This is a genomic window from Metabacillus niabensis (assembly GCF_020524345.1).
Taxonomy (GTDB): Bacteria; Bacillota; Bacilli; order Bacillales; family Bacillaceae; genus Metabacillus; species Metabacillus niabensis_B.
In genome coordinates, this window is record NZ_JAIVLH010000004.1 from 235,439 (window position 1) to 249,552 (window position 14,114).

The 14,114-nt window shown below is 36.2% G+C and carries 14 protein-coding genes; 12 read left to right on the forward strand and 2 right to left on the reverse strand.

Annotated features, from left to right (window positions below):
• The first annotated feature begins 19 nt into the window (after window positions 1-19).
• From LC095_RS07445 to LC095_RS07470, 6 genes are all read left to right on the forward strand, one after another.
• Complete coding sequence (locus tag LC095_RS07445; protein ID WP_226527563.1) at window positions 20-1,660, forward strand: PTS transporter subunit IIBC; 1,641 nt, start codon at window positions 20-22, stop codon at window positions 1,658-1,660.
• Between the two features lie 3 nt (window positions 1,661-1,663).
• Window positions 1,664-2,449: an endonuclease/exonuclease/phosphatase family protein gene (locus tag LC095_RS07450; RefSeq protein ID WP_226527564.1), complete on the forward strand. Its 786-nt coding sequence runs from the start codon at window positions 1,664-1,666 to the stop codon at window positions 2,447-2,449.
• A gap of 22 nt (window positions 2,450-2,471) precedes the next feature.
• Window positions 2,472-2,957: a PTS glucose transporter subunit IIA gene (locus tag LC095_RS07455; RefSeq protein WP_226527565.1), complete on the forward strand. Its 486-nt coding sequence runs from the start codon at window positions 2,472-2,474 to the stop codon at window positions 2,955-2,957.
• A gap of 294 nt (window positions 2,958-3,251) precedes the next feature.
• A complete protein-coding gene (locus LC095_RS07460) occupies window positions 3,252-4,124 on the forward strand; it encodes a LysR family transcriptional regulator (RefSeq protein ID WP_226527566.1) in 873 nt (290 codons plus the stop codon).
• A 207-nt stretch (window positions 4,125-4,331) separates the two neighbouring features.
• Window positions 4,332-5,258 carry an AEC family transporter gene (locus tag LC095_RS07465; RefSeq protein ID WP_226527567.1) on the forward strand — a complete coding sequence of 309 codons (927 nt, stop codon included), beginning with the start codon at window positions 4,332-4,334 and terminating at the stop codon, window positions 5,256-5,258.
• Between the two features lie 320 nt (window positions 5,259-5,578).
• Window positions 5,579-6,079, forward strand: coding sequence for an LURP-one-related/scramblase family protein (locus LC095_RS07470; protein ID WP_226527568.1), 501 nt, complete (start codon window positions 5,579-5,581; stop codon window positions 6,077-6,079).
• Between the two features lie 91 nt (window positions 6,080-6,170).
• On the opposite strand, the gene LC095_RS07475 is transcribed toward LC095_RS07470, so the two are convergent.
• Both LC095_RS07475 and LC095_RS07480 read right to left on the reverse strand, forming a co-directional pair.
• A complete protein-coding gene (locus LC095_RS07475; RefSeq protein ID WP_226527569.1) occupies window positions 6,171-7,742 on the reverse strand; it encodes a glycine betaine ABC transporter substrate-binding protein in 1,572 nt (523 codons plus the stop codon).
• A 12-nt stretch (window positions 7,743-7,754) separates the two neighbouring features.
• Window positions 7,755-8,876 (reverse strand): ABC transporter ATP-binding protein, encoded by a 1,122-nt coding sequence (locus LC095_RS07480; RefSeq protein WP_226527570.1) that lies wholly within the window; start codon window positions 8,874-8,876, stop codon window positions 7,755-7,757.
• Between the two features lie 379 nt (window positions 8,877-9,255).
• Here LC095_RS07480 and LC095_RS07485 point away from each other — a divergent pair, with 379 nt between their 5' ends.
• From LC095_RS07485 to LC095_RS07510, 6 genes are all read left to right on the forward strand, one after another.
• Window positions 9,256-10,134, forward strand: coding sequence for a TolB family protein (locus LC095_RS07485; RefSeq protein ID WP_226527571.1), 879 nt, complete (start codon window positions 9,256-9,258; stop codon window positions 10,132-10,134).
• A gap of 409 nt (window positions 10,135-10,543) precedes the next feature.
• On the forward strand, window positions 10,544-10,915 hold the full coding sequence (locus tag LC095_RS07490; RefSeq protein WP_226527572.1) for a VOC family protein: 372 nt from the start codon (window positions 10,544-10,546) through the stop codon (window positions 10,913-10,915).
• A gap of 141 nt (window positions 10,916-11,056) precedes the next feature.
• A complete protein-coding gene (locus LC095_RS07495; RefSeq protein ID WP_226527573.1) occupies window positions 11,057-11,434 on the forward strand; it encodes an SET domain-containing protein in 378 nt (125 codons plus the stop codon).
• A 153-nt stretch (window positions 11,435-11,587) separates the two neighbouring features.
• On the forward strand, window positions 11,588-12,070 hold the full coding sequence (locus LC095_RS07500) for a DUF2975 domain-containing protein (RefSeq protein ID WP_226527574.1): 483 nt from the start codon (window positions 11,588-11,590) through the stop codon (window positions 12,068-12,070).
• 9 nt (window positions 12,071-12,079) lie between these two features.
• A complete protein-coding gene (locus LC095_RS07505) occupies window positions 12,080-12,304 on the forward strand; it encodes a helix-turn-helix domain-containing protein (RefSeq protein WP_226527575.1) in 225 nt (74 codons plus the stop codon).
• A gap of 101 nt (window positions 12,305-12,405) precedes the next feature.
• Window positions 12,406-13,578, forward strand: coding sequence for a GntR family transcriptional regulator (locus LC095_RS07510; protein WP_226527576.1), 1,173 nt, complete (start codon window positions 12,406-12,408; stop codon window positions 13,576-13,578).
• The last annotated feature ends 536 nt before the right edge of the window (window positions 13,579-14,114 follow it).

The window sequence follows — 14,114 nt, forward strand, 5'->3', positions numbered from 1 at the left end:
TAATAGGGAGAGAAAAAAGATGAAATTTATATCCTTTGAATTTTGGCAAAAATTCGGAAAAGCTCTACTTGTTGTTGTAGCGGTTATGCCTGCTGCCGGAATCATGATTTCACTTGGAAAGCTGATCGGAATGGCTAGTGGAGATATAGCGTTGGTACAAACGATTTCTTTAGTAATGGAGGAAATCGGTTGGGGAATTATTGGAAATCTCCACATTCTATTTGCTGTGGCAATTGGGGGGTCATGGGCGAAAGAACGTGCCGGTGGGGCATTTGCAGCGCTGATTGCGTTCGTCCTAATTAACCGAATCACGGGTGCTATTTTCGGTGTTAACAGTGAGATGTTAAACGATCCGGAAGCGACGGTTACATCCCTTTTTGGAAGTGAATTAATTGTTAAGGATTATTTCGTATCGATTCTTGGTGCGCCAGCCTTAAATATGGGTGTGTTTGTAGGGATCATTTCCGGTTTCCTAGGAGCAAACATTTTTAATAAATATTATAACTTTAATAAGCTGCCACAATCACTTGCTTTTTTCAATGGAAAGCGTTTTGTACCGTTCGTTGTGATCGTTGGTTCTATTGTTACAGCTATTATTCTTTCAGTAGTATGGCCATTCATTCAAGGTCTGCTAAATGATTTCGGTCGCTGGATTGCTTCATCACGAGAAACAGCACCGGTTATTGCTCCGTTTATTTTCGGAACATTGGAAAGGCTTTTATTACCGTTCGGTTTACACCATATGTTAACGGTTCCTATGAACTATACAGAGTTGGGTGGAACTTATACGATTTTAACAGGTTCTAGTGCAGGAACAACAGTTTCAGGTCAAGACCCTTTATGGCTTGCATGGATTGCTGATTTAAATAATTTACTAGCTGCAGGTGATACTGCTGGATATGAAGCATTATTAAATGAAGTAACACCAGCTCGTTTTAAAGTAGGTCAAATGATTTTATCATGTGCATCCTTAATCGGTATTGCGCTGGCAATGTATAAAAATGTGGATAAAGATAAACGCACAAAATATAAGTCAATGTTCTTTTCTGCAGGTTTAGCGGTATTTTTGACAGGTGTTACAGAACCGATTGAATTTATGTTTATGTTTGTTGCACCAGTCCTTTATGTAGCTTATGCGGTTATGACAGGACTAGCTTTTGCGATTGTTGATCTTGTTCATATCCGAATTCATTCCTTTGGAATCATCGAATTATTAACAAGAACACCGATGATTATGAAAGCGGGATTATGGTTGGATTTAGTGTATTTTGTGGTCGCTTGTTTACTATTTTTTGCAATGAACTTCTTTGTTGCGAATTTTATGATTAAAAAGTTTAAATACGCGACTCCAGGAAGATTAGGGAACTATATTGAAGAGGAAGCTCCTTCAACTGCACAAAGCGGTACAAGTGATCAGGACAATTCCCTTGCAACAACAGTGATCGGATTATTAGGTGGAAAAGATAATATCGAAGACGTTGATGCATGTATGACAAGACTTCGTGTTACGATAAAAGATATGAATGCGGTTGCTACTGAAACAGAGTGGAAACAAAATGGAGCACTGGGCTTAATCCTTAAAGGAAAAGGTGTTCAAGCCATTTATGGACCAAAAGCTGACGTATTAAAATCAGATATACAAGATCGTTTAGGGGTTTAAAGAATGAAATTATTAACACTTAACTGCCATTCTTGGCAGGAAGATGATCAATTTGCGAAAATAAAGATTTTAGCTGAGACCATTCAGGAAAAGTCATATGATGTGATTGCCCTTCAAGAAGTAAGTCAATCCATCAAGTCGGAAATCATCGATGGACAAGTGAAAAAAGATAATTTTGCCAGAGTTTTACTTGAAGAATTAAAAAAACTAGGAAATACTGATTATCAATTTGTTTGGGATTTTTCCCATATAGGATATGACATATATGAAGAGGGGATTGCTCTATTAACAAAACATCCGATCGAGAAAACAACATCCTTTTTTATTAGTCAGTCAGAAAATACGGAGTATTGGAAAACAAGAAAAATTGTTGGAGCTGACATTCATATAGAAGATGATACGTTTAGCTTTTATTCGTGTCACCTTGGTTGGTGGGGCGATGAAGAAGAACCGTTTAAACAACAAATCGATGCTTTATGTGATAAGGCGAACGGTAAGGAAAAGTATTTTCTTATGGGTGACTTCAATAATGACGCACATATCAAAGGGGAAGGATATGATTACTTGCTAAGCAAAGGCCTCTATGATTCTTACTCATTATCTAAAGAGAAAGATTCCGGGATAACGGTTGCTGGCAAGATTGCCGGATGGGACAAGAACAAGCGTGATTTGCGTATTGATTATATTTTTTCCAACTTTCCAGTTCATGTGCAATACTCTTCTGTAATTTTTAACGGGGAAAATAAACCGGTTATATCAGATCATTATGGGGTAGAGATTACTATCTAATCAAAACGAAGGAGAGAGCAATATGTTCAAATTGTTTACACAAAAAAAGGAACCAATTCATGCTCCTTTAACAGGAAAAGCAGTTGCGCTGGAACAAGTTCCGGATCCTGTTTTTTCGGAAAAAATGATGGGAGATGGAATGGCCATCGAACCAACAGAAAATCAAGTATATTCACCAGTTGACGGTGAGGTTGTCAGTGTGTTTCCAACAAAACACGCGATAACTATTCGTTCAAAATCCGGCGCAGAGATTCTTATTCACATGGGACTAGAAACAGTGAAATTAAATGGCGAAGGATTTCAAGTTCATGTTGCGGAAGGTGACAAAGTTAAAAAAGGAAATCCAATAGCGGAATTTGATATACAAAAGGTATCAAATACTGGAACAAATATCATCACACCGATCATTCTTCTAAATGGAGACCAGTTTAAGATTGAAAATAAACAAAACAATCCGTCCGTAACAGGCGGTCAAGATGTCATTATGGAAATGACGAAAATTAAATAATTGATTTCAAGAGGTCTTAGTTGGTTTTCTACTAAGACCTCTTTTAATTGGCAGAATTGTTTTTGCAAAGATTGTTGCTTTGCCAAACTATTTTAACTTAATAGTGGAATGGAGCGCAATGGAACGGTCTAATTTTCACATATACACTACATAAGAAACAACGATGTATCCGAAAACAGTTTATTAAAGTGCGTAAACAACGTGCAACCAAAAGTAAAACACAGGTATAATAGAATCAATCTAACCAAAAGACAGAAACAAACTAAATAACTAGTTGAACGTTGGAGGAAACAAATGGACGAACGTGATTGGCTGATTTTAAAAGTGCTTTATGAAAAAAAGAATATAACGAAAGCGGCTCATAGTTTATATATCTCACAGCCAACATTAACTAAAAAAATTCAACAAATAGAAAAAGAGTTTGAAGTGGTGATCATTACGCGGGGAGCAAAAGGTGTTCATTTTACACCACAAGGTGAATATCTAGTAAAATGTGCAGATGAAATGCTTAGTCGTTTATGTGAAATGAAAGAAACAGTCCAAAATATGTCTCATGAGGTAGGCGGGACGTTACGATTAGCGGTATCGAATTATATGACAAGACACAAATTACCTGGGCTTTTAAAGCTATTTCGTGAACAATTTCCTAATGTAAATTACAAAGTGACAACAGGTTGGAGTCATGAAGTATACCACCTTGTTTATAACCAAGATGTCCATATTGGTATTGTACGGGGAGACTATCATTGGGCAGATGCCAAACAACTGCTTTTTGAAGAAACGATTTGTATTGCCTCAAAAGAGAAAATTGACCTTGAAGATTTGCCTTCTTTACCGAGAATTCAATATGAAACAGATATGACATTGAAAACACTAATCGATAATTGGTGGACAGGAACCTTTTCCTCACCTCCATTCATTGGAATGGAAGTGGACAAAGCAGACACGTGTAAGGAAATGGTACTAAATGGATTGGGTTATGGAATTCTCCCTAGTGTCCTTATTGAAAATCATCCGGATCTTTATTGTATCCATTTAAAAAATGAAAAAGGCCTTCCTCTTATAAGAAAAACATGGATGCTTTACCATGAAGAATCTCTTGAGATGAAAGTTGTAAAGGAATTTGTTGATTATGTAAAAGAACTTGATTTTAAGGTTGATATTTAAGTCATGGCTATCCTGCCATGACTTTTTTACTTTTAGAAACATAGCGATAAGCCAATTTTTTCTAATTAGAACTATTCGTTTTTTGAATACCTTTCGATAAAATATTTGTATTTCAATAAACTATTTTTTGAACTTATAATTTAGATACAGAGTATCAAAAGGAGTTGTTAATGGCTTTTTTGTAAAAGGTAATGGAGGTTTAATGATATGGACGTTTTTTTTCTTATTTTATTACAAGTTATTTTGCCAGTTTTTACGTTAATAGGTATTGGTGCATTTCTACATCGGAAATTTACCTTTGATATGGGAACTTTATCGAAATTAAATACGTATCTTCTTTTGCCTGCAGTTGGGTTTACTAATGTTTATGAAAGTAAAATGGGAGGGGACATACTCCTTGAGATCCTAAGCTTTCTTGCGGTACAAAGTCTTTGTCTAATCATTATTACAACAGTCATTTCAAAGGTGTTTAAATTCGAGAATCGGTTATCATCCACTTTTAAAAACAGTGTGGTATTAATTAATTCAGGTAATTTCGGCTTACCTGTAAGCCAGCTTGTGTTTCAGCATAACCCATTAGGTGCATCTATCCAAATTGTTGTGATGGTCTTTCAAAATCTCTTAACATATACTTATGGTTTGTTTAATTCCGTTTCTGTTGGCAGTAGCAAATTACAAGCCATGAAGGCGTTCTTCAAAAATCCTGTTATCTATGCCTTTTTCTTAGGAATGTTACTCCATGTGACAGCTATTAAAGTGCCTGAGTACATTTGGACTCCGATTGAAACAGTCTCCAATGCGTTTTTGGCCATCGCTCTTATCACACTTGGTGCGCAGAGTGCCTTTTTAAAAATTAACCACCTATCACTTCCATTGATTCTTAGCATAATCGGTAGACTGGTCATATCTCCTTGTCTAGCCTTCGTCTTTATCTCTATTTTTCATTTGGAAGGAATTACAGCACAGGCTTTGTTTATTGCAAGTTCATTTCCGACTTCCAGAAATAGTTCTTTACTTGCTTTGGAATATGACAATCACCCTGACTATGCTGCCCAAACAGTCTTGCTGTCAACAATAGGGAGTATGATCACAGTGACGGTGGTCGTGTATCTTTCAAAGATTTTATTTCCTTAGATAAAATATGAAACTTTCACCTTCACGGAACGTATTTCTTATATATGGAATATTTAATGTCATTGCCATCAACCTAGTTGGGGAGGTCGTTAATTGAACATATTAATATATTATTGATTATATTAATTCTTTCCTTTCTTATCTTGTTTTGGTTCACTTATCATGAAAACCAATAAGAAGAAACGAAAGATCGTTTACTAACCTTACTAGTTGTGGCAGGTATATTTTCAGTGATTATTACCTTCGTCTTTGCCTTATTTGAAGATTAAGGTGCAATTCCGTAAAAGAACATTTACCAAATTGATAGAAGGTGGTGTAGGATGAAACAACTCTATATAAAACAAAAGGTATTCAGTCTAAGCGGAAAGTTTACGGTGAAGGATCAGCAAGAGAATGATGTTTATTATGTGGAGGGAAGCTTTATGCAAATCCCAAAGACTTTCTCCATTATGAATTCAGCAAGAGAAGAAGTTGCGCTTATATCAAAAAAAGTGTTTAGCTTTTTACCGACGTTCTTTGTTGAGGTGAATAGTCGTAAGGTGTTAACGATTAAGAAAGAGTTTTCGTTCTTTAAAGCACGTTATACGATTGATGCGGCAGGAATTGAGGTACAGGGAAACTGGTGGGATATGGATTTTTGTGTTTTACAGAATGGTGAAGTGATCGGTAATGTGAGCAAGGAGTGGTTCAGTTGGGGGGATAGCTATCGGGTCCAAATTATGCAAGAAGAGATGGACGACATTATCATCGCATTAGTTGTAGCCATTGATTGTGTGAAGGCTGATCAAGCCGCCGCTTCCTCAGCATCGACGATAACATAGTGTCATAAAATCGTTTTGATTAATTGCGGCAGTATTGGTCATGAAATACCTAGACTATAAGTGAATGTTTGAAGGGCATGTTACCATGCCCTTACTCAATAAGTCCTTCTTCTTTTAGGAAATCAATTGCTACATCTTCATATTGTTGTTTATCAATATCTACTCGGGCATTAAGTTCTTGCATTTTTTCATTGTCAATTTTACCGACTAGCATACCAAGTACTTCTTCAATTTCAGGATATTTTTCCAATGTATCTGCGCGAATGATTGGGGTCGCATAATAGGGAGGAAAGAAGTTCTTATCATCTTCTAGGACTTTTAGATTAAAGGCGGGAATACGTCCATCAGTTGAAAAGGCGTCGATGACATCTACTTCACCATTTTTTATCGCACTATACATGATTCCGGAATCCATACCCTTAGTTCCGCCAAATTGAATGTTGTAAGTGTCAACAAGACCTGGGTATCCATCCGGTCGTTCTAAAAATTCTGGCTCTGACCCGAGTGTTAGTTCAGATGCTTTCTTTTTTAAATCGGAAATGGTTGAAACACCCCAATTTTTAGCATCTTCTTCCCGGACTGTTAACGTATACGTGTTGTTAAAGCCAAATGGTTCTAACCAAACAATATCATATTCTTCTTTAAACCGTTTTTTGACAATGTCATAAACTTCATCTGGATCACTTACCATTTCTTCTTTTAAAATGCTTAAGAGTCCTGTTCCTGTATACTCCATGTATAGATCATAATCTCCGCCATTCAGTCCATCAAAAGCAGGAGCTGTTCCACCAAGAAATGATTCATATTCTACATTTAGGTCTGTGTGCTCTTCAATTAAATGTCCCATAATATAAACCAAGATTTCCTGTTCTGTAAAGTTTTTCCCGGTAATCGTAATCGTATTTTTGCCACCATTTTCAGCGCCTATTTGGGAGACAAATGTTGAGATTGGGATCAGCAAAATTAATCCAACAACAACCCATTTCCGAACACGGGAAACGTTTGGGTTTGTTTTCGTCTCCTGAATGCCTCGAGGTGTTACATCGGTTTCAAGTAATTTAATTAAATAGTCAAAAATTATCGCTAAAAGGGCGGAAGGAATGGCACCTGCTAAAATGAGACCGGTGTTATATGTTTGTAATCCGCGAAAAATTAAATCACCAAGTCCACCTGCTCCGATAAGACCAGCAATAGTGGCGACTCCAATAATTAAAACGGTTGCGGTACGAATTCCCCCCATAATCACACTTAGAGATAATGGCAATTCAACCATCCACAAAACTTGACGATTCGTCATACCCATACCAACACCTGCATTAATGGCAGATTGCTCAACACCTGTAATTCCTAAGTACGTGTTTCTTAAAATAGGGAGTAAGCCATATACCGTTAACGCAATAATTGCTGGAAGCTGTCCTGTTCCAATAAACGGAACAAGAAAGACAAGTAAGGCTAAACTGGGGATCGTTTGAAAGACACCAGCAATTCCGATAATAGTGTCCGCTATTTTCCTATGGCGGGTTAGATAGATACCCAGTGGAACCGATATTAAGATGGCAATGGCAATCGAGATAAGAGAAAGATACATATGTTCTAAAATTAAACTCCAAATCGTTGGCCATCTGTTTACAAATACATCTATCGTACTTTGGATAATGTTCATCTTTTACACCTCCTATTCAATAATTTGATCGACAACATGTTCAACGAGGCTAGCACGGGTCACAATTCCAAGAACCTTATTTTGTTCATCAAGCACTGGAACAAACCCATATTTCGAGTTATTTACATGCTGAAATGCAGTTTCTCCAGAGTCGTTGATATGTAGTCTTAATACGTCTGTATCCATTACATCTGCTAAAGTTAATTCCTCTTCTTTATAGCGCCTTTGGACTTCCCAAACTGTCGCAATACCAAGGAAGGTATCTTTGTTATCAACCACTACAAGGCTATCAACTCGTCTTCTTCTCATTAGCTTTAACGATTCAGCAAGCCCTCTTGTTCTATATCCCGTAACAGGTGGAACAATCAGCTTTTTTAAACTTGGAAGCGAAAGAGCCTCATTATCCTGTAGTCGATCTTCTCCAATAAAACTACGAACAAATTCATTTGCAGGACGGCGAATGATGTTCTCAGGTCGATCAATTTGTACAACCTCTCCATCTTTCATAATGCAAATTCGATCCGCAATTTTTAAGGCTTCATCCATATCGTGTGTCACGAATACAATCGTTTTGTGAATCTCTTGTTGCAGGCGAATCAATTCATCCTGAAGCTGTTCACGACTAATAGGATCTAGTGCACTAAAGGGCTCATCCATGAGAATAATTTTAGGGTCTGCTGCCAATGCTCGGATAACCCCAATCCGCTGCTGCTGTCCACCACTTAGCTCAGTAGGATAGCGATCTCCAAATGTACTAGGATCTAATCCAACCATTTTCATAAGTTCATCTACTTTGTCAACATACTTTTCTTTATTCCACTTTAACAATCGTGGTACTAGGGAGACATTTTCTTTAATTGTCATATGGGGTAACAAACCTATTTGCTGAATCACATATCCAATTGTCCTTCGTAGCTTTACGGGATCCTCTTTTGAAATATCCTTTCCTTCAATTGTAATTGTGCCACCTGTTGGTTCGATTAGACGGTTTATCATTCTCATTGTTGTTGTTTTACCAGAGCCACTGGGTCCGATAAGAACAAGTAGTTCTCCTTCTTTTACCTCAAATGAAATATCCGTAAGCGCCTTAAAGCCATCCTGAAATGTTTTCGAAACATTATTGAACTTTATCAAAACCGCTCACACCTCCTCACTTTTAAATACGTAATGACGTAAATGTATCCTTCCCAAAGGTCATTACTCTAATTCAATGTTTACGTCTCATGCCAACAGGAGAGGCACCATCATTTTTACCCTTATGCAAGTGATTCGAAACCTATTTTGTTGAGATACTAAAGAACCTTATTTGAATGATCACCAGCTGATATAAAGATTGCTGGCGGTTTTTAATATATTTTTTACAAAGGGGACAGTTTTATTTAAGGATTAGTGTTTATTGTATTTTTAAAGGAGGATTAATGTCTTTAAAGGTGAATAGTATGTAATAGATTAGGTGAAGCATATAATGATTTTTCATTATATAGGAGTTTTTTGAAAAAGGGGGAGAATAAAGATGGATACACTTAAAGAACCATTTGATTTTCCAGTACGGGAAAATACAAAAAGTTTTCTTGAAATCATACATGTAGAAACGGGTGAAAGAGAAACACTGGCAACCTTTGATCAAGTGATAGAAGCACCCAATTGGACTCGTGATAACAGGCTTATTTATAACAGTGGGGGACGGATTTACTCCTTTGACATTCATACGACTGAATGGAGTGTAATTGATTCGGGGTTTGCTTGTTTTTGTAATAACGACCATGTGTTGTCTCCGGACGAATCTCACATTGCGGTTAGTCATCATACTGTGGAAGATCGTCAATCTCGCATCTATATTATGCCAATAAACGGTGGTAATCCGACTCTCATTACACCGATGGCACCTTCTTATTTGCACGGCTGGTCTCAAGATGGTAATACATTGGCTTACTGTGCTGAACGGAACGGACAGTATGATATCTATACTATCCCAACAAGCGGTGGGGTTGAAAAACAGTTAACAGATCTGCCAGGACTTGATGATGGTCCGGAATATTCTCCTGACGGCAGGCATATCTGGTTTAATTCAACACGTTCAGGCCTTATGCAAATTTGGCGCATGAATGCTATGGGCAGTGATCAGACGCAAATGACATTTGAAGAAAGCAATAACTGGTTTCCGGACGTGTCACCAAATGGTGAAAAAGTAGTCTATCTTTCTTATCGTAAAGGAGACGTGGAACCCGGGGATCATCCCCCAAATAAGGATGTTGAGTTACGCATCATGTCAAGTTCCGGTGGTGAATCCCGCTTGCTTCTTAAACTGTTTGGAGGACAAGGGACGATCAATGTGAATTCCTGGTCACCAGATAGCAAACAAATTGCTTTTGTGAGGTATGAACTTTTATAATATCTAAAAACATTTAATAGGTTGATTGGAGTACCAATCAACCGTCCCATTAATTATTAATAGCTCAACGCTAGCGGAAGAGTCTTCTATTTTCATTATATGTTACCAAAAATGATTGATAGAAAAATAATGAAAGAAACGTAACTAAATGGATTCTATTATGTAAGTATCAATGTTGTGAGGAATGGCAATATCCACATTTTTCACAGAAAACAGAGCCGGATACATAATTGATTGAATAAGGGTTATCTTTGTTACATTGTGGACAATACTTTACAACAGCTTTTGTCTTTTTTGTGATTGTCTTATACACGTAATCACCACCTTTCAATAAATTTATATGGTGTATAGTGGATAAACATTCAAGACAAAGACGTACAAATAGGAAAAAATTTTTAGGAGGAAAAACATGAAACTTGGAGCATTCTCTGTAAGTTTAAGTGTAAAAGATATTAACAAATCAAAATCATTTTACGAAAAACTGGGATTTGAAGTTTTGGGAGGAGATATGACGCAAAACTGGCTCATTATGAAGAATGAAAGCTGTGTAATTGGTCTTTTTCAAGGAATGTTTGAAGAAAATATTCTCACCTTTAATCCGGGATGGAATCAAAATGCTGAAAACCTCGATACGTTTACTGACATTCGAGATATCCAAAAACAGCTTAAAGCAAATGGAATGAATTTAACGTCAGAAGCAGATGAAACAACCGAAGGTCCTGCTAGTCTTACAATGAAAGATCCCGATGGTAATCTCATTCTTATAGATCAACATAGATAATTATAAGAGTAAGAAGTAGTTTTCTTTACCAATCAAAACAAAAAACATCAAAGTTTGCGAAAAACGTTTGAAAGTAGAGCTAAATGCTTACATTAATGTTATAGTGAATACAATAACTTTAAAGGTAAGAAGGCGACTAATATGATTGAGGTAAAAAATTCGCAACTAAGCGATGGAGAATTTAATAGGGGTGTATTTGCTACAAGTGATATAAAAAAAGGACAACTTTTACATGAAGCACCTGTTATTGCATATCCGAATGATGAACATAAATACATAGAGAAAACCCTGCTTGCTGATTACGCATTTGAGTACGGGATAAATCATACAGCTATTCTTCTTGGGTATGGAATGTTATTCAATCATTCCTATGAACCAAATGCTATATACGAAATTAATTTTGACAATCATACATTTGATTTCTATGCATACACGGATATAAAAGCTGGAGATGAAATTCTCATTAACTATAACGGTGATGTAGATGACAAAGAAAAGCTTTGGTTTGATAAAGAGTAAGTCATAGCAAGTATCACAAAAAGCATTTTTTCATTGGAAAAATGCTTTTTTTATTGAAAAACATAAAAATGTCCTTTATTAATAATTATTTATTGAAAAACAATAAATTTTAGGTTAAAATCATACTGACAATAATGAGGAGAGGTGCTATGTATGAATCGCGGAACAACATTATTTTTAAAAATAGCTGTTATTCTAATTGGAATCCCGGTTTTCGCCATTTGCATATTTTTGGTTCCTGAGATTGCAAATTTTGCAGCCGAATTGTTTCCGGATTTTGGTTATATCAAATATCTCGTTTTAATCGATTTGTATGCATCAGCGATACCATTTTACTTTGCGCTGTATCAGGCTTTTAAACTTTTGAACTATATTGACAGAAACAATGCGTTCTCACAAATTTCTGTAAATGCTTTAAAAAAGATAAAACTTTGTGCATTTACGATCAGTATCTTCTATGCAGCAGGGATGCCACTCTTTTATTTAATGGCAGAAGTAGACGATGCCCCGGGAATTATTGTCATTGGTTTGGTCATTATCTTTGCTTCAATGGTCATTGCCGTGTTTGCGGCTGTTCTCCAAAGGCTTTTGCAAGTGGCGATTGACATTAAATCAGAAAATGACTTTACGGTCTGAGGTGAAAACATGGCTATTATAATTAATATTGATGTGATGTTGGCAAAGCGGAAAATGAGCGTAACAGAACTATCGGAGAGAGTTGGAATTACGATGGCCAACCTTTCGATCTTAAAAAATGGCAAGGCAAAAGCAGTCAGATTTTCAACATTAGAGGCAATTTGTAAGGCTTTAGATTGTCAGCCTGGAGATATTTTAGAATATAGAAGTGATGATGACATTCAAAATGAGTAGCCTGCACATTTAATTAATGGTTTTTAAGAAACCCTTTTATTGCACTAAATGATATATTTGATATAATAAATACATATAGGTTTAAAGAAGGGGTTTTTCGAATGCAAAATCAATCAAGGTCTCCGTTATATTTGCAAATTCAAGATTATTTTAAAAATGAAATAGTAACGAAACGATTATCGCCAAATGAAAAAATTCCTACAGAACGTGAAATAATGGAAATGTTTAATGTGAGTAGGATAACGGTTGCAAATGCCTTAACAGAATTAGCAAAAGAGGGATGGATATACCGTGTGCCTGGCAAGGGGAGTTTTGTTAGTGAGGATGTTCATCAATTAACAAATGTTACTGTACAAAATCAGGATCTGGCCCATACCTCAACTGAATTAGTGATGGAAGGGCAAAAGAAACGTAAAATGATCGGACTGATTATGCCTGGTATTAATGATTTTTTTGCTATCCGATTAATCAATGGAATTAATAAAGTTTTACAAGAATCAGAGTATTATCTGGTTATTTTACTTAGTCAAAATTCAAAGGAAAAAGAGCGTGAAGCCATTAGAGAACTAATGAACATGTATGCTGAAGGCTTACTTATTTTCCCGGTTGATGCTGAAATATATAATGATGATATTTTGGAATTAAAGGTTCGCCATTTTCCTTTTGTTCTAATTGATCGGTATTTACCCGGCGTTGAAACGAATTATGTGAATTCTGATAATGTTCTCGGAGCAAAGCTTGCCGTTTCTCATCTTTGGGATTTGGGACATCGGAATATTGCGATATGCTCCGATTCAGCATTACCGACAGTTTCTGTTGAGCTGAGAATAAAAGGCTATATGGATGCGTTGAAGGAGAAGGGGGCGATGATTGATCCAACCCTCATTCTCTCGGATTTTAGAGTGGATTACGATAAATTTGAGCCGGACCACCCTTTATATCAACTCATGGAAAAGAGATCTGCTACTGCGTTTATTACACTTAATGCAAAATTGGGCTTGTATATATCAAGCTTATCAAAAAGACTGGGACTTAAAGTCCCTGAGGATATTTCAATTCTCACTTATGACGATCCTTCATCTGGATATGATGATTTTGGGGTGTACACTCATATTTCGCAATCTGAATACATGATGGGTCAAGAAGCAGCAAAAATATTACTTCAATTGCTTGCGAATCAACAAACTCATACGATTAACCCGGGGTATCAAAAAGTAAATCTTACTCCTAAACTAATCATAAAAGAAACGACTGGGGTTTTAACAAAACCTTAAGTAAGAGATAAGGTTAAAGAGCCTGGATCATTTAATGATCCAGGCTTTAATTATGTTAATAATCTATAAAATACATTCAGGTTGTTCGCTCTTAAAAAGTATAAAAAATTCAAAAAGCATTATTGACATAAATGAATTATATAATATAATTAAATATATCAAATGTTGCTTTCTGCATATTTACCCATATTTATTCCTTCTAAGATTGACACTACTTTCTACTTAAATAACATAATTACTTCCTTACTCATCAATTTTTCTAAAAGAATTACGTATTTGCCATAATCGTTATACGTAAATAATCGGTTTTCCGTATAGAGGCTATGCACAGACTGTTTCATCGCTCAATCAACAGATAGCGAGAATTAAGAACTCTATTCACCAATCTAAACACTTTCACAAAGTGCCACATTATTCTTTTTTAAGACTGCTTTCGCAAAGATTGTTGCTTTGAATAATATTTTAAATCCATAGTGGAATGGAGCGGAAGACACTCGACTCCTGCGGGAAGTGAGGAAAGGCTGAGACCCCACAGG